The organism is Saccharothrix sp. NBAS 001 (assembly GCF_056640475.1).
This window is the reverse complement of record NZ_CM153251.1, coordinates 8,422,939-8,446,253: the sequence shown is the minus strand read 5'-3', so window position 1 is coordinate 8,446,253 and position 23,315 is coordinate 8,422,939. Positions and strand designations below refer to the sequence as shown.

The 23,315-nt window shown below is 72.6% G+C and carries 22 protein-coding genes and 1 riboswitch; of the genes, 12 read left to right on the top strand and 10 right to left on the bottom strand.

Annotated elements, in window-relative coordinates; all coding sequences use genetic code 11:
• Positions 1-12: 12 nt before the first annotated feature.
• Positions 13-666 carry a copper homeostasis protein CutC gene (locus AC0HI0_RS37415; protein WP_480928191.1) on the bottom strand — a complete coding sequence of 218 codons (654 nt, stop codon included), beginning with the start codon at positions 664-666 and terminating at the stop codon, positions 13-15.
• A gap of 133 nt (positions 667-799) precedes the next feature.
• Positions 800-2,017, bottom strand: a complete 1,218-nt coding sequence (locus AC0HI0_RS37410; protein WP_480928190.1) for a low temperature requirement protein A — start codon at positions 2,015-2,017, stop codon at positions 800-802.
• 369 nt (positions 2,018-2,386) lie between these two features.
• Here AC0HI0_RS37410 and AC0HI0_RS37405 point away from each other — a divergent pair, with 369 nt between their 5' ends.
• A complete protein-coding gene (locus AC0HI0_RS37405) occupies positions 2,387-2,992 on the top strand; it encodes an RNA polymerase sigma factor (protein WP_480928189.1) in 606 nt (201 codons plus the stop codon).
• Positions 2,993-3,051: 59 nt separating this feature from the next.
• Positions 3,052-3,474 (top strand): carboxypeptidase regulatory-like domain-containing protein, encoded by a 423-nt coding sequence (locus tag AC0HI0_RS37400; RefSeq protein WP_408005329.1) that lies wholly within the window; start codon positions 3,052-3,054, stop codon positions 3,472-3,474.
• Positions 3,475-4,009: 535 nt separating this feature from the next.
• Here the strand turns inward: AC0HI0_RS37400 and groL are convergent.
• The 4 genes from groL to AC0HI0_RS37380 form a co-directional block, all read right to left on the bottom strand.
• The gene (gene groL, locus AC0HI0_RS37395) at positions 4,010-5,632 is read right to left on the bottom strand and encodes a chaperonin GroEL (protein WP_480928188.1); all 1,623 of its coding nucleotides are present in this window, start codon (positions 5,630-5,632) and stop codon (positions 4,010-4,012) included.
• Positions 5,633-5,895: 263 nt separating this feature from the next.
• Entirely contained in the window at positions 5,896-7,173 is a 1,278-nt protein-coding gene (locus AC0HI0_RS37390) for a serine/threonine protein kinase (RefSeq protein WP_480928187.1), read from the bottom strand.
• A 117-nt stretch (positions 7,174-7,290) separates the two neighbouring features.
• Entirely contained in the window at positions 7,291-7,497 is a 207-nt protein-coding gene (locus AC0HI0_RS37385; RefSeq protein WP_480928186.1) for a cold-shock protein, read from the bottom strand.
• A gap of 79 nt (positions 7,498-7,576) precedes the next feature.
• A complete protein-coding gene (locus AC0HI0_RS37380; protein WP_480928185.1) occupies positions 7,577-8,221 on the bottom strand; it encodes an AIM24 family protein in 645 nt (214 codons plus the stop codon).
• Positions 8,222-8,289: 68 nt separating this feature from the next.
• Between AC0HI0_RS37380 and moeA the strand changes: the two genes are divergently transcribed.
• The 4 genes from moeA to AC0HI0_RS37360 all read left to right on the top strand — a co-directional run bounded on the left by moeA (position 8,290) and on the right by AC0HI0_RS37360 (position 13,715).
• Positions 8,290-9,498 (top strand): molybdopterin molybdotransferase MoeA, encoded by a 1,209-nt coding sequence (gene moeA / locus AC0HI0_RS37375; protein ID WP_480928184.1) that lies wholly within the window; start codon positions 8,290-8,292, stop codon positions 9,496-9,498.
• Positions 9,499-9,739: 241 nt separating this feature from the next.
• Positions 9,740-10,450 carry a phosphatidylserine decarboxylase gene (locus AC0HI0_RS37370; RefSeq protein ID WP_480928183.1) on the top strand — a complete coding sequence of 237 codons (711 nt, stop codon included), beginning with the start codon at positions 9,740-9,742 and terminating at the stop codon, positions 10,448-10,450.
• Positions 10,451-10,454: 4 nt separating this feature from the next.
• Positions 10,455-11,450, top strand: a complete 996-nt coding sequence (gene pssA / locus AC0HI0_RS37365) for a CDP-diacylglycerol--serine O-phosphatidyltransferase (RefSeq protein ID WP_480928182.1) — start codon at positions 10,455-10,457, stop codon at positions 11,448-11,450.
• Positions 11,451-11,477: 27 nt separating this feature from the next.
• Positions 11,478-13,715, top strand: a complete 2,238-nt coding sequence (locus AC0HI0_RS37360) for an AAA family ATPase (protein WP_480928181.1) — start codon at positions 11,478-11,480, stop codon at positions 13,713-13,715.
• A gap of 46 nt (positions 13,716-13,761) precedes the next feature.
• Here AC0HI0_RS37360 and AC0HI0_RS37355 read toward each other — a convergent pair whose 3' ends face one another.
• Together AC0HI0_RS37355 and AC0HI0_RS37350 are read right to left on the bottom strand one after the other, a co-directional pair.
• Positions 13,762-14,403, bottom strand: coding sequence for a LytR C-terminal domain-containing protein (locus tag AC0HI0_RS37355; RefSeq protein ID WP_480928180.1), 642 nt, complete (start codon positions 14,401-14,403; stop codon positions 13,762-13,764).
• Positions 14,400-14,696 (bottom strand): DUF3263 domain-containing protein, encoded by a 297-nt coding sequence (locus AC0HI0_RS37350; protein WP_480928179.1) that lies wholly within the window; start codon positions 14,694-14,696, stop codon positions 14,400-14,402. The genes AC0HI0_RS37355 and AC0HI0_RS37350 overlap by 4 nt, the downstream gene beginning before the upstream one ends.
• Before the next feature lie 130 nt (positions 14,697-14,826).
• On the opposite strand from AC0HI0_RS37350, the gene AC0HI0_RS37345 reads away from it, so the two are divergent.
• Positions 14,827-15,414, top strand: a complete 588-nt coding sequence (locus AC0HI0_RS37345) for a peptide deformylase (protein WP_480928178.1) — start codon at positions 14,827-14,829, stop codon at positions 15,412-15,414.
• 102 nt (positions 15,415-15,516) lie between these two features.
• Positions 15,517-16,113: a LysE family translocator gene (locus AC0HI0_RS37340; RefSeq protein ID WP_480928177.1), complete on the top strand. Its 597-nt coding sequence runs from the start codon at positions 15,517-15,519 to the stop codon at positions 16,111-16,113.
• On the opposite strand, the gene AC0HI0_RS37335 is transcribed toward AC0HI0_RS37340, so the two are convergent.
• Entirely contained in the window at positions 16,000-16,752 is a 753-nt protein-coding gene (locus AC0HI0_RS37335; protein WP_480928176.1) for a hypothetical protein, read from the bottom strand. The genes AC0HI0_RS37340 and AC0HI0_RS37335 overlap by 114 nt on opposite strands.
• A 1,203-nt stretch (positions 16,753-17,955) precedes the next feature.
• Positions 17,956-18,078, top strand: a riboswitch (TPP riboswitch).
• On the opposite strand from AC0HI0_RS37335, the gene thiC reads away from it, so the two are divergent.
• The 4 genes from thiC (at position 18,068) to AC0HI0_RS37315 (ending at position 22,025) form a co-directional block, all read left to right on the top strand.
• Positions 18,068-19,717: a phosphomethylpyrimidine synthase ThiC gene (thiC, locus tag AC0HI0_RS37330; protein ID WP_480928175.1), complete on the top strand. Its 1,650-nt coding sequence runs from the start codon at positions 18,068-18,070 to the stop codon at positions 19,715-19,717. It overlaps the preceding riboswitch by 11 nt.
• Positions 19,717-20,532: a bifunctional hydroxymethylpyrimidine kinase/phosphomethylpyrimidine kinase gene (gene thiD / locus AC0HI0_RS37325; RefSeq protein WP_480928174.1), complete on the top strand. Its 816-nt coding sequence runs from the start codon at positions 19,717-19,719 to the stop codon at positions 20,530-20,532. The genes thiC and thiD overlap by 1 nt, the downstream gene beginning before the upstream one ends.
• 47 nt (positions 20,533-20,579) lie before the next feature.
• Positions 20,580-21,392 (top strand): class I SAM-dependent methyltransferase, encoded by an 813-nt coding sequence (locus AC0HI0_RS37320; RefSeq protein WP_480928173.1) that lies wholly within the window; start codon positions 20,580-20,582, stop codon positions 21,390-21,392.
• Between the two features lie 42 nt (positions 21,393-21,434).
• Positions 21,435-22,025: a VanZ family protein gene (locus tag AC0HI0_RS37315; RefSeq protein WP_480928172.1), complete on the top strand. Its 591-nt coding sequence runs from the start codon at positions 21,435-21,437 to the stop codon at positions 22,023-22,025.
• A gap of 852 nt (positions 22,026-22,877) precedes the next feature.
• On the opposite strand, the gene AC0HI0_RS37310 is transcribed toward AC0HI0_RS37315, so the two are convergent.
• Positions 22,878-23,309, bottom strand: a complete 432-nt coding sequence (locus AC0HI0_RS37310; RefSeq protein ID WP_480928171.1) for a MarR family winged helix-turn-helix transcriptional regulator — start codon at positions 23,307-23,309, stop codon at positions 22,878-22,880.
• Positions 23,310-23,315 lie beyond the last annotated feature (6 nt).

Sequence of the window (23,315 nt, the reverse complement as noted above, 5' to 3'; positions counted from 1 at the left end):
TCGGCAATGGGTCTAGACCAGATTTGCCCAGGTCCGGACGGCGTCGGCGGAGAGTGGAGCGTCCCACCCGCCGGGTCGAACCGCGCTCCCGACGTGGAAGCCGGACGCCCCGACGGCCTTGAGCGCGGCCACCTGCTCCGGCCGGAGACCGCCCCCGACGAGCAGCGCCACCTCGTCCTGGCGGGCGGCGAGCCGTTCCAGCACCGCGAACCCGTCCGCGACACCGCGCGGCGAACCGGACGCGAGCACCGTGTCGCAGCCCAGCCCCGCGACCACGCCCCAGGCGGCCTCGGGGTCGGCGGAGTTGTCCAGGGCGCGGTGGAAGGTCCAGCGGCAGCCGTCGAGTTCGGCCAGGACCGCGCGGCACGCGTCCTCGTCCACCCAGCCGTTGGCGTCCAGGAAGCCGAGCACGAACTCGGTCGCGCCCGCCTCGCGCAGGGCCGCGGCGTCCCGGCGCAGGCCGGCCACGGAGCCGGGCGCGAACCCGGCGGCGTCGCGCAGCATCACCCGGACCGGCAGGTCGGTGGCGGCGAGCACGCTGCGGACCAGGTCGGGTGACGGGGTCAGGCCGTCGGCGGCCATGTCGGTGACGAGTTCGAGCCGGTGCGCTCCACCGGCCTGGGCGGCGACGGCGTCGGCCGCGTCGAGAGCGATTACCTCAAGCATGGTCTGGACCATAACGGCCACCGGACCCGCTCAGGTCGGCCGCCCGGACGCGCCCGCGCCCACCCTCCGGCCGAGCCGCGCGGGACGACCGGGCCGCCGGGTCGAGCCGGGCGGGCCGGCGTCGACCTCGTCGTCAGTGGGCGGGGTGCGGGGTGTGGGCGTGCTCGCGGATCTCCCGGCGGGCGCCGCCGTAGCGCCACACCTCGACCGCGATCCACCCCACGCAGGCCAGGGTCAGCAGGCCGAGCGCCGCCCACGCGGGCACCAGCAGCGCGACCGGCGTCAGCAGCACCAGCACCACCGCCACCCCGACCCGCACCTTGTTCACCGTGCCCAGGTTGCGCAGCCGGAACCCGAGGTGCCCCAGCACGTACAGCAGCACCCCGCCGTACAGCGCGTGCGGCCCGACCCCGTGCAGGTGCTCGTCCGGGCGGTGCCCGTCCGCCCCGCCCAGGTAGTTCATGGTCTTCTTCAGCCCCAGCGCCATCAGCACGATGCCCGCGATCATCGGCAGGTGCAGGTAGGTGAACGAGTCCCGGGCCAGCGCCGCCCGCTTCGCGCCCGTCGCCTCGTGCAGCACCCGCTCCGCCACCGGCGCGACCACGTCGAAGTACGCCCACCACAGCGCCGCCGCGATCACCAGCCCGCACACGATCCCGTAGATGATCGGCCACGACACCGGCAGCTTCGCCACCCCCAGGCCCACCGCCACGATCGACTCGCCCAGCGCGATCAGCACGATCAGCGAGTACCGCTCGGCGAAGTGCACCGCCGACTGCACCCGCCACCCGGACACCCCGCTCGCCAGCACGCCGCCGTAGTCCACGAGCAGCGCCAGCGCCCACAGCCCGGTCTGCACCGCGCCGGAGGTGAACGACGCCGCGACCAGGATCGCGGTGCCGCCGAGCATCGGCGCGGCGGTCACCGCGAGCTGCCGGCGCAGGCTCGCGTCACCCCCGGAGAACCGCCAGTACGACACCAGGTGCAGCACCCGCACCACCAGGTAGCAGGCGGCGAACACCAGCGGACCGGGCAGGCCGCCCGCCATGTCCACGAACGCCTCCGGGATGGTCACCGCCGCGACCAGCATCACGGCCATCGCCGCGAACAGCACGACCCGCGCGCCGTCGTCGTCGGCGTGCACCCGGTTGCCCAGCCACGAGTAGCAGCACCAGCACCACCACAGGATCGCCAGCAGCAGCATCCCGCGCAGCACGCCCCGCGCGGTCGGGTCGTCGGCCATCAGCTGGGTCACCTGGGTGATCGCGTAGACGAAGACCAGATCGAAGAACAGTTCGAGCGGTGTCACCCGCGCGCCTTCGTGGACCACCCGGGCCCGACCTGAGGACATGGCCGGAAGTGTGCCACCCACCTGCGACGACGTGCCCGCGCTTCGCTAACGGTGAACTGTTAACGACGCAGTGTGTATCCACCGTAGAACTACTCACTCCTTATCTGATGACCGACCTTCGACCCACCAGGAGGCGTCTCATGGACCACCCGCACGACGGCCGCCGCGCAGAGCCGTCCCGCTGACCACTCGGGGGAGGAGGGCGGTGTTCGGTCGGCTTCGAGGGGTGCCGACCGGTCGCCGCCCGCGGTGAGGAAGAGGAGTGGCGGTCCGCGGTGCGAGGGGGGCATCGCGGACCGCCGCCGCAGGCCGCGGCGGGGTGTGTGACGATCAGCTACGGCTGGGGGATGTCGAGGAGGAGGTGACGACGTGGGAGATCTGCGCACGGCCGGTGAGCGCCCACCGTGGGAAGGTCTGGACGGGACGGACCGGCACGCCGCCTGCGTCATCGCCGCACGCGACGGCGACCGCAGGGCGCTGGACGTGCTGGTGGCCGACCTGACCCCGCTCGTGTGGCACGTCGCACGCGGGCACGGCCTGGACCGCAGCACCGCCGAGGACGTCGTGCAGACGGTCTGGCTCGCGCTGCTGCGCCACCTGGACCGGTTGATCGAACCCCGCGCGCTGGCGGGGTGGCTCGTCGTGGCGACGCGCCGGGAAGCCCAGCGCACGTGGACCCCCGCACGTCGGGAATCGGCACTGTCCGACGAGTTGGCGGAGCAGTTGGAGAGCGAATACGGGTTGCCGGAAGACGCCGCCCTGGTAGACGACCGGGACCTCCGGTTGTGGCGGGCTTTCGGGCGTTTGTCGCAGAAGTGCCAGGAACTCCTGCGACTCACCGTGCTGGCCGGGCGGGCGGAGTACCGCGCGGTCGCGGAAGCACTGGCCATGCCACGTGGCAGCATCGGTCCAACCAGAGGCCGCTGCCTGACCACGCTGCGCACACATCTTGACGCGGAAGGAGGATCGCGGTGAACGACATCGACCCGCGCGATGACCGCAGAGGCCAAGAGGACACCGCTGTCCTCACCGAGCTGAACCGGTTGGTGTACGAACTCGACGCGCCACCGGTGGGACTGGTCGAACGGATCCAGTTCGCGGTGGCGCTGGAGAACCTGGACGTGGAGGTCGCCCGCTGGGAGCGGGCCGGCTCGTTCGCCGGCGTGCGCGGCGGCAACCCGGGGACCATCACGTTCACGGTCGACAACCTGACCCTGATGGTCAACTTCACCCCGAGCGGCGCCCGGCACCGGATCGACGGCTGGTTGGTGCCCGCGGGTGAGCACACCGTCGAGGTGCGGGTGGCCGAGCACGAGTCGAGCACCACCAAGGCCGACGACGGCGGCCGTTTCGTGCTGTCCGACGTCCCGACCGGCACGACCCAGATCGTGGTGCACCTGGTGAACTCCAGGGGCGAGCCGGGCCGCACGGTGGTGACACCGACGATCATGCTGTAGACCTCGGCGCCCGACCGCGCCGACCGAACACTCCGCAGGGCCTCGTGCACCCCTTCCGCCGGGGGCACGGGGCCTGTTCCACGCCTGCCCCCGGACGGCACCCGGTTCCGCCACGTGGGTCGCCGCCACGCGGGCCTCCGCTCGCGGCCCACGCCGTCGGCCGGGCACGCCGCAGGCACCTCCGCCGACCAGGCCGGTCGGGGCGCGCCCGCCCACCGGGCCGTCCGGCTGCCCGGGTCGAGCACGGCCGCGGCGACCTCGTCGTGCTCGCCCACGACCGGGGAGCGCCCCGGCGGGCAGCGCCCGCCGCCCGGCGTGGTCGCGGTGGCCATGCTCGCCGGCGGTCACCGCGCGGCCGGGCCGCCGGCCGCTCGGGTGGGCTGCGGGCATGCCTCCAGGGTGCCGCGTCCCGTCCTCGCCCGCCGGCGATTTTCGCCTCCGGCGCACCGCGCGCCGGGCGGGCCGGCCCCGGGAACACCGGAAGGCCCGGTCCGCGAGCGGACCGGGCCTTCCGGGAACAGCGGTGCTTCGGCGATCAGAAGTCCATGCCACCGGCGTCCGGGACGGCCGGGGCAGCGCCCGCCTTCTCCGGCTTGTCGGCCACGACGGCCTCGGTGGTCAGGAACAGCGCCGCGATGGAGGCGGCGTTCTGGAGCGCGGAGCGGGTGACCTTCGTCGGGTCCGGCACGCCGGCGGCGAGCAGGTCCTCGTACACGCCGGTCGCGGCGTTGAGGCCGTGGCCGACGGGCAGGCCCTTGACCTTCTCCACCACGACGCCGCCCTCAAGGCCGGCGTTGATGGCGATCTGCTTGAGCGGAGCCTCGACGGCGACCTTGACGATGTTCGCGCCGGTGGCCTCGTCGCCCTCCAGCTTCAGGCCCGCGAAAGCGGCCTCGGCGGCCTGGAGCAGCGCGACGCCACCACCGGCGACGATGCCCTCCTCGACGGCGGCCTTGGCGTTGCGCACCGCGTCCTCGATGCGGTGCTTGCGCTCCTTGAGCTCGACCTCGGTGGCCGCGCCGGCCTTGATGACCGCGACGCCGCCGGCGAGCTTGGCCAGGCGCTCCTGGAGCTTCTCGCGGTCGTAGTCGGAGTCGGACTTCTCGATCTCCGCGCGGATCTGGTTGACGCGGCCCTGGATCTGCTCCGCGTCGCCCGCACCCTCGACGACCGTGGTCTCGTCCTTGGTCACGACGACCTTGCGGGCCTTGCCCAGCAGCGACAGGTCGGCGTTCTCCAGCTTGAGGCCGACGTCCTCGGTGATGACCTGGCCACCGGTGAGGATCGCGATGTCCTGGAGGATCGCCTTGCGGCGGTCGCCGAAGCCGGGGGCCTTGACGGCGACCGACTTGAAGGTGCCGCGGATCTTGTTGACCACCAGGGTCGCCAGGGCCTCGCCCTCGACGTCCTCGGAGATGATCAGCAGCGGCTTGCCGCCCTGCATGACCTTCTCCAGCAGCGGCAGCAGGTCCTTGACCGACGCGATCTTCGAGCCGTAGAGCAGGATGTACGGGTCCTCGAGGACCGCTTCCTGACGCTCCGGGTCGGTCACGAAGTAGCCGGAGATGTAGCCCTTGTCGAAGCGCATGCCCTCGGTCAGCTCGAGTTCGAGCCCGAGAGCGTTGCTCTCCTCGACGGTGATGACGCCTTCCTTGCCGACCTTGTCCATGGCCTCGGCGATCAGCTCGCCGATGGTCGAGTCGCCCGCGGAGATGGACGCCGTGGCGGCGATCTGCTCCTTGGTCTCGACCTCCTTGGCGGTCTTGAGCAGCTGCTCGGTCACGGCCTCGACGGCCTTCTCGATGCCGCGCTTGAGACCCAGCGGGTTGGCGCCGGCGGCCACGTTGCGCAGGCCCTCGCGGACCAGGGCCTGGGCGAGGACGGTGGCGGTGGTCGTGCCGTCACCGGCGACGTCGTCGGTCTTCTTCGCCACTTCCTTGACGAGCTCGGCCCCGATCTTCTCCCACGGGTCCTCCAGCTCGATCTCCTTGGCGATGGAGACGCCGTCGTTGGTGATGGTCGGCGCGCCCCACTTCTTTTCGAGCACGACGTTGCGGCCCTTGGGACCCAGCGTCACCTTGACGGCATCCGCGAGGGTGTTCATGCCGCGCTCAAGACCACGGCGGGCGTCCTCGTCGAACGCGATCATCTTGGCCATTGCGGTGTGTTCCTCCGCCTATGTAACGACTTATGGGGCCACTGCGGACACGCACGTCCACAGCGGAACACGGCGCTTGGCCAGGCTCGGTGCCCGCGACGGACGACCTGCTCCCGGGGGAGCCTGCCTCACCGTCCCAGCCTGCGTGCTGGCACTCAGGTGGTCCGAGTGCCAGGTCCGTGTTTAGCACTCAACCAGGGCGAGTGCAAGAACCGCAGGTCAGCGTGACGTCTTTCGGAGGACGTCCGCGCACCCCGGCGGGGTCAGCGGGAGGTCTTGACGGGCACGCTGGTGGGCAGCGGCTTCTTGCTGCCGCTGTCGCCGCCGACGTCGATGGACTGGCCGGTGCTGGTCGAGGCCGGCGGCCGGGGCTCCTCGGACTTCGGGGTGAGGATCAGGACCAGCACGACGATCGCCACGATCGCCGCCACGCCCACGACGACCGGCGCGACCCAGGCGGGCCGGGACTTCGCGGTCGTGGTGAACGCCGACGCGCCGCCGACCTGCGTGGGCGGGCGCAGCCGGACCGGGTCGGCCAGGAAGCCCGGCTGCTGGGCGAACCCGCCGGACTGGGGCTGCTGCTGCGGCGGCTGCTGCTGGTAGCGCGGGGGCTGCTGGGCCGGCACGCCGCCGGTCTGCGGGCCGTGCTGGGCCGGCACCGGGCCGGACACCGGGGCGTCCACCCGGCGCGGCGGGTTGGTCACCGTCGCCGCGCCGCCCAGCGCGGTGCGCGCGGCGGCCATCAGCTCCTGGCACGACCCGAACCGCTGGTTGGGGTCCTTCGAGGTGCCCTTGCGCAGCACGTCGTCGATGCCCGGCGGCAGCGCGACCAGGGACGTCAGGGCCGGGATCTCGGCGGCCAGGTGGCCTTGGATGACGTCCTGCACGCCGCCCTGGAACGGCGGCCGGCCGGACAGGCAGGCGAACACCATGCAGGCCAGCGCGTACTGGTCGGTGCGGCCGTCCAGCGGTTCGCCGCGCAGGTGCTCGGGCGCGGCGTAGGTGGGCGAGCCGAGGAAGTCGCCGGTCCGGGTGCGGTGGCCGGTCGCGCCGCGCCGGGTCAGCCCGAAGTCGGCCAGGTAGACGTGCTCGCGGGAGGCTTCCTTGGTGGTCACCAGCACGTTGGCGGGCTTCACGTCGAGGTGCACCAGGCCCTTGCCGTGCAGCATGTCCAGCGCCTCGGCCACCTGGCCGAGCAGCGTCAGGGTGCGCGCGGGCGAGATCGGGCCGTCCTTGATGTGGCCCGCCAGGTCCTGGCCGTCGACCAGCCGCATGGCGATGTAGAGCAGGCCGTCGACCTCGTCGAAGTCGTAGAGCGGCACGATGTTCGCGTGGTCGATCGCCGAGGTGTTGCGCGCCTCGTCCACGAACCGCTCGCGGAACTCGGCGTCGGCGGTCAGGTGCTCGCCGATGACCTTGAGCGCCACCTTGCGACCGAGCCTGACGTCCGTGGCCTTGTAGGTCACGCTCATGCCACCGCGGCCGAGCACCCCGTCGATCCGGTAGTGGCCCAGCCGTCGCCCGCTCAGGTCGTCCGACACGCGGGGCAGCCTAACGTCCGCACGGCCCGGCGTGCGCCGGGTTCGGGCTAAGGCCGGCACCGGAGCGGGCCACCCGGTGGAACGGCCCGACCCGCCGGGTGGCGGGCCGGGCGGAGTTCACGATGCCTTCCGGACGTCCGAAGCCTGGCTGCGGCCGTCGCGGCCGGCCTGGATCTCGAACTCCACGCGGTCCCCCTCGCCCAGCGTGCGGAAGCCCTCCATCTGGATCGCCGAGTAGTGCACGAAGACATCGGGCCCGCCGTCCGCGGCGATGAATCCGTACCCCTTCTCCGAGTTGAACCACTTGACCGTGCCGACAGCCAAGACGTCCTCCTTCGAGAAATACCTGAGCAAACCGCCACGCTAGAGGCACGAGGGGGTTCGCCGATACCTCCTTATGGAGTCATGAGCGCACGCTGAATCCGTTGTCGCGCAACCAACTGACGAGTGCTCGCGGACTGCGCGTACGGGTGAGCACGAGGCCCGGACCGGCGAAATCGAGGACCAGGCCGTCACCATTGCGGACCGATTGGGGCACATCGGGGGAAAGCGCGCGCAACCGGCACTGGAGGGTGTCGGCGAATCCGATCACGTGCCCGCTGTCGAGGGTGACCAGCTCGCCCGCGTCCAGGGTGACCACGTCGAGCGTGCCGTAGCAGGCGAGCACGACCGACCCGGTGCCGTAGACGTAGGTGAGGAAGCCGCTGTCGCCGCCGTGCAGCGAGCGCAGCGGCGGTGCGGCGGGGTCCATGGCGACCGTGCCCGCCGAGGCGAGCCAGCTGTTGCGGGCGACGCACCACCCGGTCGCGCCGTCGAGTTCCAGCACGTGCAGGTCGCCGGGCAGCGGCGGGGCGACGTCCACCCACCCGCCTTCCGCGCCGGCCGTGCACAGCGCGGCTTTCACGCCCGGCGCCTTGCCCTTGGTGTCGCGGCTGACGCCGTAGCTGGTCGCGAACAGCGACGAGCGTTCGACGAGCGCCGGTTCGGCGGGTGCGAGCACCAGCCTGGCCACTCCGAAGGTCGGCGTGTGTCGCGTGCGGACCTGCACCGGAACGTTCCTCCTCCTGCTGTCGCGCGTGGCGGCCGGTCGGAGCAGTCTGGCACGGGCGCGGCAGGATGGGGGTCGTGTCGAACTCGTTGACCGCCGTCGCCGCCCACCGCGCGCGGATCGCGGAACTGGTGGGCGTGACGGAGCCGGTCGAGCTGCCGGTGGCCGACTGCCTCGGGCTGGTGCTGGTGGAGGACCTGGTCGCGCCGGTCGCGCTGCCGCCGTTCGACAACTCCGCGATGGACGGGTACGCGGTGCGCGCGGCCGATGTGACCGACGTCCCGGTGACCTTGCCGGTGACCGACGACATCCCGGCCGGGCGCGCGGCCTCGACGCCGCTGGCCCCCGGCACCGCGCAGCGGATCATGACCGGCGCGCCGGTGCCGGCGGGCGCGGACGCCGTGGTGCAGGTGGAGTGGACCGACGGCGGGACGTCGTCGGTGCGGGTGGACCGGGGTGTGCGGGCGGGCGCGAACGTGCGGCGGGCGGCCGACGACGTGGCCGAGGGCGCGGTGGTGCTGGCCGCCGGGACGGCGCTGGGGCCCGCGCAGCTGGGGTTGGCGGCGGCGCTGGGGTTCGGGTCGCTGCCGGTGCGCCGGCGGCCCAGGGTGCTGGTGCTGTCGACCGGGTCCGAGCTGGTCGGGCCGGGCGAGGTGCTCGGGCCGGGGCAGATCTACGAGTCCAACGGCGTGATGCTCGCGGCGGCGGTGCGCGAGGCGGGCGGCGAGGCGGAGCTGCTGCGGTTCGTGCCCGACGACGTGGCGGCGTTCCGGGCGGCGGTGGAGCCCCGGCTGGCGGCGTTCGACCTGCTGCTGACCTCGGGCGGGGTGAGCGCGGGCGCGTACGAGGTGGTCAAGGACGCGTTCACCGGCCGGGGCGTGGAGTTCACCCGGGTCGCGATGCAGCCGGGCGGGCCGCAGGGCGCGGGCCGCTACCTGGGGGTGGCGGTGGCGACGCTGCCGGGCAACCCGGTCAGCGCGCAGGTGTCGTTCGAGGTGTTCGTGCGGCCGGCGCTGCGGGCCGCGATGGGGTTCGCGGTGGTGGAGCGGCCGACGGCGCCCGCCCGGCTCAGCTCGGCGCTGACCTCGCCGGCCGGCCGGACGCAGTTCCGGCGCGGCAAGTACGACCCGGCTTCGGGCCGGGTCGTGACGCCGGTCGGCGGGCCGGGCTCGCACCTGCTGTCCGCGCTGGCGCTCAGCGACTGCCTGATCGAGGTGCCCGAGGACGTGACCGAACTCGCGGCCGGGGCCGAGGTCCTGGTCCGCTTCCTCAACTAGGATCGTTGAACAATCCACGGATTCGGTCGGCCGAGTCCAGGTCGCCGGAGATCGAGTACACTCAGTCACAGCGAGTTCACTCAGTGCCATTGAATACTCCATGTGACCTGGATTACACTCGCCGGCACACCCGCCTGGTGTGTCCGTGCGTTCGTCGGGGGACGCACGGACATACCGGACGGGCTCGGCGGTCGCCGGCGTAGCGTGTGGCCGGCCAGCATTTCCCTGACCCGGAAGAGCCATGACCGTCGATCGCGACAAGAACAGTGGTGCCGTCTCCCACTTCATCGACCTCGCTCGGGGAATCGTCCCCCCGATGCACCCCGCAGGCCGCCCGTTCGTGGCGGGCGCGGCCGTCGCGACCCTCCTGGTGCGCCGGTTCTCCCGGCGCGCCGGCGTGGTCGGCGCGCTGCTGACCGCGTGGGTGGCGTGGTTCTTCCGCGAACCCGTGCGGACCACCCCCACCCGACCCAACGTGGCCGTCGCCCCCGCGGACGGCACCGTCTCGCACGTGGTCGACGCGGTCCCGCCGGCCGAACTCGGCCTCGGCGACGTGCCGATGACCCGGATCAGCGTGTTCCTGTCCGTGTTCGACGTGCACGTCCAGCGCGTGCCGGTGTCCGGCGCGGTCCGCCAGGTCTCCTACCGGCCGGGCAAGTTCCTGTCCGCCGACCTGGACAAGGCCAGCGAGGACAACGAGCGCAACACCGTGTGGCTGACCTCCACCGAGGGCCACGACGTCGTCGTGGTGCAGATCGCCGGCCTGGTCGCGCGCCGGATCGTCTGCCACGTCGCCGACGGCGACAAGGTCGAGGTCGGCCGCACCTACGGCCTGATCCGCTTCGGGTCGCGGGTCGACCTCTACGTGCCGCAGGGCAGCCGCGTGCTGGTGGAGGCCGGTCAGCGCACCATCGGCGGGGAGACCGTGCTCGCCGAACTGCCGGAGCTGTGACCCGGTGGCTCCCAGCGGGCCCGGCGTCCGGCTGCTGCCCAACGCCATCACCGTGCTGGCGATGTCCGCGGGCCTGTCGTCCGTGCACTTCGCCATCAAGGGCTCTTACGGCGCGGCCATCGCGGCGATAGCGATGGCCGCCGTGCTCGACGGCCTCGACGGCCGGCTGGCCCGGCTCCTCGACGCGACCAGCAAGATGGGCGCGGAACTGGACTCGCTGGCCGACGCGGTGTCCTTCGGCGTCGCGCCGGCCCTCGTGCTCTACGTCTGGAAGTTCGGGCCGAGCCGCGAGGGCTGGGTGGTGGCGCTGATCTTCGCGGTCTGCATGGTGCTGCGCCTGGCCCGGTTCAACACGCTGCTGGAAGTCGAGCAGCCGCCGTTCGCCAAGGAGTTCTTCGTCGGCGTGCCGGCCCCGGCGGGCGGCTTGCTGCTGCTGCTGCCGCTGATCGTGGACGAGCAGGTCGGCTCGCCCGGCTGGTGGTCGAACCGGTGGGTGGTCGCGGCGTGGACGGTCGGCATCGCCTTCCTCCTGGTCAGCCGCATCCCCACGCTGTCGGTGAAGACGATCAAGGTCCCGCCGCGCGCGGTCGCGCCGCTGCTGGTCCTGGTCGGCCTGCTGGCCGCGGTCGTGTTCACCTACCCGCTGGTGGCGCTGATCGCGGCGATGCTGGTCTACCTCGCGCACCTGCCCTACTCCGTGCGCCGCTACCGGTGGCTGGCCAAGCACCCGGAAGCCTGGTCCGTGCCGGCCGCCGACCGGCGGGCGATCAAGCGCGCCCACGGCGTGGCCGCGCGCCGGCTCGGCCTGCGCCAGCCGCTGGGCGGCCGGGTCGCGGGCGCGGCGATGCGGGCGGTGCGCCGACCCCGGCGCGCGCCCGACCCGACCGGGAGCCCGACGGCGAGCCCCACCGGGGGTCCGGCCGAGGGCAACGGCCAGGGCGGACCGCACAAGCGGCGGGGTTGGCGGCAGATCGGGCTTCGCCGCCACCAGCGGCCCTGAGGCCCAGGGTTGGCCTAGGCTCGCCGTGTGATCACGCTGACCGCCCGCCTGTCGCCGTCCGCCCTCGACACCAGGCGCGGAGTCGTCCGGCTGCACCGCGAGGTGCTGGACGCGCTCGGGCTGCGCGCCTGGGACGCGGTGCGGCTGACCGGCGCGCGGGTCAGCTCGGCGCTGGCCGCCGCCAGTGACGACGCGCCCGGCGTGGTGCTGGTGGACGACGTGACGCTGTCCAACCTCGGCATCGCCGAGGGGTCCGAGGTCGTGGTCGCGCCGGTCGAGGTGACCGGCGCGCGGTCGGTCACCGTCGCCGGATCGCGGCTGGCCAGCACGTCCCTCACGCCCGAGACGCTGCGGATGGCGCTGACCGGCAAGGTGCTCACGGTCGGCGACGCGGTCTCGCTGCTCCCGCAGGACCTCGCGCCGCCGCCCGGCGCGGACGTGAGCGCGACCCGCCGCAAGCTGTCCAACGCGATCGGCACGACCTGGACCAACGAGCTGCTGACCATCACGTCGGTCGAGCCCGCCGGCGGGCCGGTCGCGGTGCAGCCCTCCACCGTCGTCGGCTGGCGCGACGGAGCCCGCACCGGCGACGTGCCCGCCCGGTCCACCGCGGTGGCCCTGGCCGGCGCGGCGGGCTCGGCGGTCGCCGTCCCGACCACCTCCCGGGTCGACTCGCCGGTCGCGCCGACCGTCGTCGCCGAGCCCGTCCCGATGGCCGACCTGGTCGGCCAGAAGGACGCCGCCCGACGCCTGGCCGAATGGCTCGACCTCACCTTCGGCAACCCCGGCCTGCTGGCCCGGCTCGGTGCCGCGCCCCGGCTCGCCGCGCTGGTCAGCGGCCCGGAAGGGGTCGGCAAGGCGACCCTGGTGCGGGCCGTGGCGCGCAGCGTCGGCGCGAACGTGGTCGAGGTCGCCGCGCCCAGCGTCGCGGTGCTGGAGGCCGCCGCCACCGCCCAGCGGATCGGCGACGCCATCGCCGCCACCGAAGCGCCCGCCGTGCTGCTGCTGACCGACGTCGAAGCCCTGCTGCCCGCGAACTCCCCGCCGCCGGTCGCCACGGTCGTGCTCGACGCGCTGCGCGCGGCGGTCGTGGAAGCCGGCATCGCACTGGTCGTGACCAGCGCGCACGCCGAGGCCGTCGACCCCCGGCTGCGCGTGCCGGAGCTGGTCGACCGGGAACTGGTGCTGCCGCTGCCCGACGGCGCGGTGCGCACCGAGCTGCTGCGGGTGCTGCTGCGCGACGTGCCGCTGGAGTCCGATGTGGACCTGGGCGCGATCGCCGACCGGACACCGGGATTCGTCGCCGCCGACCTGGTCGCGCTGCGCCGCGAAGCCGCCGTGCGATCGGCCCTGCGCCAGCGCGACGTCGAGGAACCCCGCGTGGCCCAACAAGACCTGACCGGCGCGCTGGACACCGTGCGCCCCATCTCGATGTCCACTTCGGACACCCTGCGGACCGGCGGGCTGACGTTGGACGACGTCGGCGACATGACCGAGGTGAAGCAGGCGCTCACCGAGGCCGCGCTGTGGCCGTTGCAGTACCCGGACTCGTTCGCCCGGCTCGGCGTCGAGCCGCCGCGCGGCCTCCTGCTCTACGGGCCGCCGGGGTGCGGCAAGACGTTCCTGGTCCGGGCGCTCGCGGGCAGCGGGCGGCTCAACGTGCTCTCGGTCAAGGGCGCGGAGCTGATGGACAAGTTCGTCGGCGAGTCCGAGCGGGCGGTCCGCGAGCTGTTCCGGCGCGCCGCCGAGGCCGCGCCCGCCCTGGTCTTCCTGGACGAGGTCGACGCGCTCGCGCCGCGCCGGGGCCAGTCCTCGGACTCCGGGGTCGGCGACCGGGTGGTGGCCGCGCTGCTCACCGAACTGGACGGCGTCGAGCCGTTGCGCGACGTCGTGGTGCTGGGCGCGACCAACCGGCCCGAGCTGATCGACCCCGCCCTGCTGCGGCCCGGCCGCCTGGAGCGCCTGGTGTACGTGCCGCCGCCGGACGCCGACGCGCGCGCCGCGATCCTGCGGGCGTCGTCGAAGAACACACCGCTGGCCGACGACGTCGACCTGGCGGAGCTGGCCCGCGAGCTGGAGGGGTACTCGGCGGCGGACTGCGCGGCGCTGATCCGCGAAGCGGCGCTGACCGCGATGCGCGAGTCGCTGTCGGCGTCCGAGGTCACCGGCGACCACCTGGCCGCCGCCCGCACCGCCGTGCGCCCGTCCCTGGACCCGGCGCAGCTCGCCGCGCTCGCCGCCTACGCGGACTCCCGTTCGGGCTGACCCCCCGGTCGGGCCTCGGCCCGACCGGGCGGGGACCCCGCCCGGATCAGATCTTGCCGGACGGGCCCGCGTAGTTGTTCGTGACGATCACGATGATCCCGGCGTGCGCGGACTCGATGCCGTCGAACCGGGGCTTCACCTCGGCCTTGAGCACCTGCCCGAGCTGCTGCGCGGACTCCTCCTCGTCGGTGCCCGGCCGGTAGTAGACCGTGGTCGTCGGGATCTGGCCCTGCGAGTAGTTGCCGGTCTCGGCGACGTCCCAGCCGGCGCGGCGGATGTCGTCGGACGCCTTCGCGGCCAGCCCGCCGATGGTGCTGTTGTTGTAGACCCGCACCGGGGGCTTCGCGGCCGGCGGCTGCCCCGCCGGGGGCTGCCCGGTGGTCGTCCGGGGCGCGCCCGCCTGCGTCGTCGGGGACGGCGCGGTGGTCGGGTCGACGGTCGTGGTCCCCGGCTGCGCGCTCGTCGTCTGCCCGCCGGACTGGCCGTCGGAGGTCGGGCCACCGGTCGTCTGGCCCGCGCTCTGGCCGCTCGTCGCGGAAGTCGGGGGCTGCGCGCCCGCCTGCTCGTCCTCGCCGCCGGTGAACAGCGTCACCACGCCGATCGCCACGGCCACCGCAGCCACCCCGATCAGGGCGTAGCCCGCGGCGCGCGCGGGGTGGGCCGAGCCCGCCGGTTCCGGGTTGGTCATCGGGGCTCGACGCCCAGTCGCCGGGCCGCCCGCGCCCTGGCCCGGCCGGACCGGGACCGCTGCAACCGCTTCACCAGCATCGGGTCCGCCGCCAACGCCTCTTCCTTCTCCAGCAACGCGTTGAGCAGTTGGTAGTACCGCGTCGGCGACACGTCGAAGAGTTCCCTGATCGCCTGTTCCTTGGCACCGGCGTACTTCCACCACTGGCGTTCGAAGGCCAGGATCTCGCGTTCCCGGTCGTTCAAGCCGTCGTCCGGCGGATCCGCCGGCGCCAGTGCCTCTGCGGCGTCCACTCTGGGCTCCTCAGCCGTGCCTGCGCGTGGGTGCCATTACATCACGTGATCTTCGTCGGGGTCGGCTCATCGGTCGGCGCGTCCCCCGGTCCGTACCGGATGCGAGCGGTCCACCGATAAACTGCGGGCCATGGCAGTTCACCCGATCGTCATCGCCGGCGAGCCCGTGCTCCACCACCCGACCAAGCCGGTGGAGGTCTTCGACGACGCGCTGCGGACGTTGATCGAAGACATGTTCGAGACCATGGCGGCGGCGCACGGGGTCGGCCTCGCGGCCAACCAGATCGGGCTGGACCAGCGGCTGTTCGTCTACGACTGCCCGGACGACCAGGGCAACCGGTTCCGCGGCGTGGTGGTCAACCCGGTGCTGGAGACCTCGGAGATCCCGCTCGGGATGCCCGACCCGGACGACGACTACGAGGGTTGCCTGTCCGCGCCCGGCGAGTCGTACCCGACCGGCCGCGCCCCGTGGGCGAAGGTGACCGGCTTCGACGGCGACGGCAAGCCCGTCGAGGTCGAGGGCACCGGCTTCTTCGCCCGCTGCCTCCAGCACGAGACCGACCACCTCGACGGCTACCTGTACCTGGACCGCCTGGTCGGCCGGCACAAGCGCGCCGCGCGCAAGATGCTCAAGGCCAACGGCTGGGGCGTCCCCGGCCTGTCCTGGGACCCGGCCACCTCCGAGGACCCGTTCGCCGACGAGGACGACGAGGACTGACCCACGAGCGGCCCCGACACCCGCGGCCGCTGCGGTCGCACCTGCGGGAACAGGTGTGCGCGGCGCCCGAAAACCGCTGGACGTCGGGGTGACGATGGCCGCATGTGGAGCAACCTGGCCGCCTTCGTCGCGGCGTCCTTCCTGATCGCGCTGTCGCCCGGCCCCGGTACGGCGCTGGTGCTGCGACAGTCGGTCCGGGGACGCGCGAGCGCGCTGGCCACGGTGTTCGGCATGGAGGTCGCGGTCGCGGTGTGGGCGGTGGCGGCGGCGCTGGGGCTGTCCGTGCTGCTCACCGCGTCCGAGGTGGCCTACCACGCGTTGCGGATCACCGGCGCGCTGTTCCTGGTCTACCTCGGCGTGAAGGCGTTCCGCTCGGCGAGCCTGCCGCTGCCGGAAGCACCGCCGGCCGGCCACGCGTTCCGCGCGGGCCTGCTGGTGAACCTGGCCAACCCGAAGCTGGGCGTGTTCGCGATCTCGTTCCTGCCGCAGTTCCTGCCGGCGGACGCGGGCCGGGGCGCGCTGCTGCTGTTCGCGCTGGTCTGGGTGGCCGTGGACACGACGTGGTACCTGATCGTCGTCGGCGTCCTAGACCGGATCCGCGGCTGGCTCACCCGCGCGCGGGTCCGCCGGGTGCTGGAGCGGGTGTCCGGCGGGGTCCTGGTCGCGCTGGGCCTTCGCCTGGTGTTCGACCCGCGCTGAGCGCCGCCAGGGGAGTTCGGGCAGGCCCGCGAGTTCGACGTGCGTGGCGCACAGGGCCAGGTCGGCGTACCCGCCCGCGATCACGTGGGCGCGGATGCGCTGCACCTGGCCCACCGTGGGGAGTTCACCGACCAGCAGGAACGGCAGAAGGAGCCGCCACGCGCGGACCACGGTGGGCCGACGTCGGTGCGGGGCGCGCAGTACGGCACGTGCGACACGTAAGGCGTGCTCCTCGGCCGTGATGGCGTCCGGAAACCCCACGTGGTCCCACGACCACCGAAGCGCCTCGGCCATCGCGCACCGAACGCAGTCGACAGGCCCCGCGCCGAGTTCCTTACCGCAGTGCGAGCACGCCACGAGCGTCATCGCCCAGTCCGTGCACGTCCAGGGGTGGCGTCCGACCTCGTCGGCGAGGACGAGTTCGGCCAGCTCGCGCTCCCCCGCCCCGCCCTCGGCGAGCTTCTCGGCGGCGAGCAGCTCCTGCCAGTCGAGCAGCCAGTACTGGTCGACGAGTTCAGCGCAGAACCGGCACTCGGGATACCCCCGACCAGCGAGATCACCGCACGAAGGGCACGGCGAAACCCCAGCGGGGCGCGCCACGCGCCGCGCGCCGGGCGGGAACGGCTGGTGATCAGCCACGCGAGAAAGGTACGCGCAAACCCACCCGCTTGGCATCCGCACAACCCCGCAAACCACGCACCCCCGACCCCACCGCCACACCCCCTCCCCACCCGCCGCCCACGTCACACGATCGAGTGGTCACCTCCCCAAAACCCCCAAATATGTACGGAAACACTGTTCTCAGACCTCGGTTTGTAACGAGGAGGCCGCGAACCCCACCGAACCAAATCCCAACCCACACCCACCCACCCGCCACCCACCCCAGCCCCGCCCCCAGCCCACCCCCGACCCCCAACTCCGCCGGCCAGACATCGCCCACCACCACGGGCCACCCCACGCGCCCACACCCCACGCCCGCACACGCCACGCACGCACCCACACGCCGCACACGCACGCCGCCACGCGCCCACGCGCCGCACGCCCACGCACGCCACGCACCACGCACCGCACGCCACGCGCCCGCACGCCACGCGCCCGCGCACGCCGCCGCGCGTCGCACGCGCGCGGACCACGCGCGGCGCGCGCTGCCAGCCAACGCGCCGCCAGCCATCGGCCAGTTGGCGATCGGGCAACGCCAACCGGGCAAAGGCAGCCAAGGGCCAGAGACCCGTCGCCGCCGGCCCGATCTCCCCGCCCGACCTCCACCAGCCGGGATGGAACCAGCCGCCTCCAGGCGGGACGGAGCCAGCCAGCCCGAGCCCGGACTGGACCCGCCAGCGGCCTTCCAACCGCCGTGAGCTGACCGGTCGCTGCCATCCGCGCAGCCGCCCGCCGCGAGCCTGGGCCTCACCCGCTGCCCTCGCCCGCCACCTTCGGCCTCAGATCACCTCAAGCCGTCCCATCGGGGCCAACGCCTGCCGCGCCGCACCGCACCCGGCACCGGGTCCCCGCGCCGCCGCACGGCTGTCCATCGTTCGTTCGCACCATCGCCCCTGCCGCGCGTCATGCCGTAGCGACGGGTGCGGCGCGACGCAGTGGGGCCAGCGGCGTGGCAGTGCGACGCGGGATCGCAGCGACCGGCGTCGCAGCGGCCTGGGTGACTGCTGGCGGGGTGACTGCGGACCGGGCGATTGCGGACCGGGCGATTGCGCGCCGGGTGACAGCGGGTGCCAGTCGGCGCGGGGCGGCGGCAGCGGGTGGCGTGGCGAGTGCGCGGGTGGGGTGGGTGTTTGGACGGTCCCTTGGCATCGGGACGGCCACGTGGCTATGGTCGGCGGGACAACTCAACATCGCGGGAGCTCGCGCCTCAGCGGGCTGAGAGGGCGGCTGGAGAAATCCGGTGCCGCCGACCGCCTGAACCTGACCGGGTAATGCCGGCGTAGGGAGGAATGTCGTGACGGCACTTGACGACCGTTCGGTGAAACCCAGCGTCACCACGGGGCCGATCTCCGGCTCGCACAAGGTCTACCGCGAGGTGGCCGATGGCGTGCGGGTCCCGTTTCGCAGGGTGGAGTTGACGAACGGCGAACATGTCGATCTCTACGACACTTCCGGTCCGTATACCGACAGCGACGCCACGATCGACGTCCACAGTGGACTTCCCGCGCTGCGCGCGGACTGGATCGCCGCACGTGAGCCGGTCGGCGGGGCGGTGACCCAGCTCGCCTACGCGAAGGCCGGGATCATCACGCCGGAGATGGCCTACATCGCGGCGCGCGAGAACATGAGCCCCGAGTTCGTGCGGGAGGAAGTGGCGATCGGCCGCGCGGTGATCCCTCTCAACCGGCGGCACCCCGAGGCCGAGCCGATGATCATCGGCAAGAAGTTCCTGGTCAAGATCAACGCGAACATCGGCAACTCGGCCGTCTCCTCCTCGATCGAGGAGGAGGTCGAGAAGATGGTGTGGGCGTCCCGGTGGGGCGCGGACACGATCATGGACCTGTCCACCGGCAAGCGGATCCACGAGACGCGCGAGTGGATCATGCGCAACTCGCCCGTGCCGATCGGCACCGTGCCGATCTACCAGGCGCTGGAGAAGGTCGACGGCGACCCGGCCAAGCTGTCCTGGGAGGTCTACCGGGACACCGTGGTCGAACAGGCCGAGCAGGGCGTCGACTACATGACCGTCCACGCCGGCGTGCTGCTCCGCTACGTGCCGCTGACCGCGCGGCGGGTCACCGGGATCGTGTCGCGCGGCGGGTCGATCATGGCCGCCTGGTGCCTGGCGCACCACCGCGAGAGCTTCCTCTACACGCACTTCGAGGAGCTGTGCGAGATCCTGCGCACCTACGACGTGACGTTCTCGCTGGGCGACGGCCTGCGGCCGGGTTCCATCGCGGACGCGAACGACGAGGCGCAGTTCGCGGAGTTGCGGACGTTGGGCGAGTTGACGCACATCGCGCGCTCGCACCACGTGCAGGTGATGATCGAGGGACCGGGTCACGTGCCGATGCACAAGATCGCGGAAAACGTGCGCCTGGAGGAGGAGTGGTGCGGCGAAGCGCCGTTCTACACCCTCGGGCCGCTGGCCACCGACATCGCGCCCGCGTACGACCACATCACGTCCGCGATCGGTGCGGCGCAGATCGGCTGGCTGGGCACGGCGATGCTCTGCTACGTCACGCCGAAGGAGCACCTGGGCCTGCCGAACCGGGACGACGTGAAGACCGGCGTGATCACGTACAAGATCGCGGCGCACTCCGCCGACCTGGCCAAGGGCCACCCCGGCGTGCAGGACTGGGACGACGCGTTGTCCAAGGCCCGCTTCGAGTTCCGCTGGGAGGACCAGTTCAACCTGGCGCTGGACCCGGACACCGCGCGCTCGTTCCACGACGAGACGCTGCCCGCGCAGCCCGCCAAGACGGCGCACTTCTGCTCGATGTGCGGGCCCAAGTTCTGCTCCATGAAGATCACCCAGGACGTCCGCCGGTACGCCGAGGAGCACGGACTGTCCACAGTGGAGGCCATCGAGGCGGGCATGGAGGAGAAGTCGAACGAGTTCTCCGACCACGGCAACAAGGTCTACCTGCCGGTGGTCGACTGATGGCGGTGACGCCGCCGCGCGTGCTCACCATCGCCGGTTCGGATTCCGGTGGTGGTGCGGGAATCCAGGCGGACCTCCGGACGCTGTTCGCGTGCGGAGTGCATGGGATGACCGCGATCACGGCGGTGACGGTGCAGAACTCGTTGGGCGTCACCGGTTACACCGAGATCCCGCCGGAGGTGGTGGCCGCGCAGATCGAAGCCGTCGCCACGGACATCGGCGTGAACGCGGCGAAGACCGGGATGCTCGCGTCGGCGGCGATCATCGAGGCGGTCGCCGACGCGTGCGATCGAGTCCACATCGGACAGTCGATCCCGTTCGTGGTGGACCCGGTGGCGGCGTCGATGCACGGCGACCAGCTGTTGACCGATGCGGCGCTGGAAGCGTTGCGCGCCAGGCTGTTCCCGCGTGCTTCGCTGGTCACACCGAACCTCGACGAGGTGCGGCTGCTGACCGGCATCACCGTGCGCGACCACGCGGACCAGCGCAAGGCGGCGGAGGCGCTGTACGAGTTCGGGCCGCAGTGGGTGCTGGTCAAGGGCGGGCACTTGTGGGACGACCCGGGGTGCCTGGACGTCCTGTACGACGGGAAGCTGTTCATCGAGCTGCCGGGTCCGCGCTACGACGTGAAGCACACGCACGGCAGCGGTGACACGCTGGCGTCGGCGATCACGTCCCGCCTGGCGCGGGGCGAGGACATGCCGACCGCGGTCCGGTTCGGCAAGGAGTTCGTCGTCCGCTCGGTGGCCGCCGCGTACCCGCTCGGCGGCGGCGTGGGACCGGTGTCCCCTTTGTGGCGTTTGGGGAACGTCTAGCTCGCGGAAGGCTCGCCGGGGCGGCTGGTCAGGACTACTTTGGCGGCGTGGACCGCGAAGAAGTGGACCTGACCGGCGCTCCGGAGACCATGCTCGCCACCCTCTACGGGCGCGCGCTGGACAGCCGCGCGGCGAAACCGATCCTGCACGACACGGCGGCGGCCGAGGCAGTCGCGCGGATCGACTACGACTTCCGGAAAACCGGGGTGAACGCTGCCTCGGCGGCCGGTATCGCGATGCGCGCGAAGCACCTGGACGACTGGACTTCCGGCTTCCTGCGGGCGAATCCGTCGGCGACGGTGCTGCACCTGGCGTGCGGCCTGGACACCCGCGCGCAGCGGCTCGCGCCCGGTGACGGCGTGCGGTGGGTGGACGTCGACTACCCCGAAGTGGTGGCGCTGCGGCGAAAACTGCTGCCCACGCCGGACGGCGACTACCGGTTGGTGGCGTCGTCGGTGACAGATGAGGCGTGGCTGGCGGAGGTGCCCGCCGACCGGCCGACCGTGGCCGTGTTCGAGGGTTTGACGATGTACCTGACGGAGCGGGAAGTCCGGAGCCTGGTCGAACGGGTCGTCGGCCGTTTTCCCAGCGGTGAGGTGCTGTTCGACGTGTACGGGTCGACCGGGATCCGGATGCAGAAGCTGGTGCCGGCGGTGCGCAACGCGGGTGCGACGCTGCACTGGGGGCTGGACGATCCGCGCGCCGTCGAGCCGTGGGGGGTGCGGTTGGTGGAGGATCTGCGCAGCCTCGAACTGCCGGAGATCGCGGACTTGCCGGCGTCGAGCCGGATTCCGTTGCGGGTGATGGCGAAACTGCCCGGGTGCCGCGACGTCGGGCGCATCCTGCGGTACCGGTTCTGAGCGTTGAGCCAACCGGAGCAGCACTGGCGCGTCCAGTAATGCATGAGCGCACGACAGGACGCGTACATCGCGGAGTTGGTGCTGAGCCGACCGGAGGTCGTCGCGGCGATGGTCTTCGGGTGCCTCGTGCTCGGCGCGGCGGCCCTGGGTTTGGCGCGGTGGCGGGGTTGGCGGCCGGTGATGTCGGTGCTGGCCGGGTGCGGGCTCGCGCTCGCGCTGGCCGTGACGCTGGGCAGGCCGGGCGTGTTGGACGCGGGGGTGTGGACGGCCGACCCGGTCGGGGTGTGCGCTCTCAACGACTTCTCGCTCACCGGGTCGTTGGAACGGTTGAACCTGGTGATGTTGGTGCCGTTCGCGTTCTTCGCGACCGTGGCGACGCGGCGGCCGTTGACGGTGCTGGTGTTGTCGGCGGGGTTGAGCCTGTCGGTGGAACTCGTCCAGTTCTCGACCGGGCTCGGGGTGTGCGAGGCGCGTGACTTCTACAACAACACCGTTGGCGCGGCGGGTGCGGTGTTGGTCGGAGCACTGGTCGCAGCCCTGGCAGGTAGCCCTCGTACGGGGCGCGCAGGTCGATCGTCGCGGGAGTCGGCGGGAGTTCAACCCGTTCGACACGGCGCTGAAGGCCGAGGCTGAGCGGCGGGCCTGAACCGGCGGCCCATCAAGCCGCCACCGGCTGCGAAATCTCACCGGCAGTTGTCGAACCGCTGCCGGCTCCTGGCCCACCGGCTGCCGACTCGCCGGCTGCCTGCCCGCCGACCGCCAGCCCATCGGCTGTCAGCTCGCCGGGACGGCACGGAACCGCCGCCGGCGGCCTGCCCATCGGCGGGAGACCTCATCGGCGGGCGCGGACCGTCAGCCACCAGTCACTGACCGCGCCTGTCCGCCGCCAGCCCGTTTCCTGCCAGCCCGTTGCCTGTCGGCCGCCGACTGCTGACTACTGGTCACCACCTGCAGGTCGCCCGGCTGCCGGTCGTCGGACTACCAACTGCTCGCTGCCAACTTCTCGCTGCTGGCCGCTGGCTGCCGACTGCCGGTCGCTGGCTGCCGACTGCTGGCTGCCGGTCGCTGGCTGCCGACTGCTGGCTGCTGGCTGCTGGTCGTCGGGTACCCGTCGGGCGGCGTCTGTCCGTCAGGTCGCTCCGCCGGCTGGAGCGCGCGTGGGCGCGTGGGCGCGTGGGCGCGTGGGCGCGTGGCGGGCGTTCGCGCTTCGGCGCGCGGGCTTGCGCGTCTGGCGCGAGGGCCTGGCACTCGTCCCTGGCACTTGGGCGGCGCGGGCGCTGGGGGCGTCCGTCGTTCCGGGCTGGGTGGAGGCGGCGGGGCTGGGTCGGGGGCTGGGGTGGAGGTCGGGTGGTGGGTGGTGGGTGGTGGGGTGATGGGATCGGAGGTGATGGTTCGGGTGGGGTTCGCGGGCTCGGTCTATACAAACCGAGGATCGGGAACAGTGTTATCGTACATATTTCGGGTCTATCACCCGATTGTGTGGCGTCAGCCTGCTTCGCCCACCAGTACTTCCAGGGCGGGCAGGGCGTCTACCAGGGCTGCCTGATGTTCTGGTGACAGCTCCTCGATCCGGCGTTGCAGTTCGTGCACGCGCGCCGAACGGACGCCGGAGACCATCGTCTCGCCCTCCGGGGTGGGTGTCGCCAGCCAGGCTCGGCCGTCCTGGGGGTCCGGGTCTCGTTTCACGTAGCCCGCTTCCACCAGCGCCGCCACGATCCGGGACAGGGTCGGGGGTGCCACGCCCTCCTTGGCCGCCAGGTCGCCCAGCCGCATGGGGCCGCACCGGGCGAGGGTCGCCAGGGCGGACACCGCTCCCGGACCCAGCCCCGGCGAACCGGTGCGGCGCAGCAAGCGGGACAGCCTGCCGATCGCGAGGTACAGCCGGGCGGTGGCGTCCTCGACCTGGTCGGCAGCCACAGCAGC

What these genes read in the sequence shown, in the direction of transcription:
- AC0HI0_RS37370 (WP_480928183.1), top strand. Translation starts at nt 9,740, where the DNA reads ATGACCGTCGATCGCGACAAGAACAGTGGTGCCGTCTCCCACTTCATC.
- AC0HI0_RS37410 (WP_480928190.1), bottom strand. Translation starts at nt 2,017, where the DNA reads ATGTCCTCAGGTCGGGCCCGGGTGGTCCACGAAGGCGCGCGGGTGACA.
- AC0HI0_RS37315 (WP_480928172.1), top strand. Translation starts at nt 21,435, where the DNA reads ATGAGCGCACGACAGGACGCGTACATCGCGGAGTTGGTGCTGAGCCGA.
- AC0HI0_RS37345 (WP_480928178.1), top strand. Translation starts at nt 14,827, where the DNA reads ATGGCAGTTCACCCGATCGTCATCGCCGGCGAGCCCGTGCTCCACCAC.
- AC0HI0_RS37340 (WP_480928177.1), top strand. Translation starts at nt 15,517, where the DNA reads ATGTGGAGCAACCTGGCCGCCTTCGTCGCGGCGTCCTTCCTGATCGCG.
- AC0HI0_RS37355 (WP_480928180.1), bottom strand. Translation starts at nt 14,403, where the DNA reads ATGACCAACCCGGAACCGGCGGGCTCGGCCCACCCCGCGCGCGCCGCG.
- groL (WP_480928188.1), bottom strand. Translation starts at nt 5,632, where the DNA reads ATGGCCAAGATGATCGCGTTCGACGAGGACGCCCGCCGTGGTCTTGAG.
- moeA (WP_480928184.1), top strand. Translation starts at nt 8,290, where the DNA reads ATGGGGGTCGTGTCGAACTCGTTGACCGCCGTCGCCGCCCACCGCGCG.
- AC0HI0_RS37415 (WP_480928191.1), bottom strand. Translation starts at nt 666, where the DNA reads ATGCTTGAGGTAATCGCTCTCGACGCGGCCGACGCCGTCGCCGCCCAG.
- thiD (WP_480928174.1), top strand. Translation starts at nt 19,717, where the DNA reads ATGGCGGTGACGCCGCCGCGCGTGCTCACCATCGCCGGTTCGGATTCC.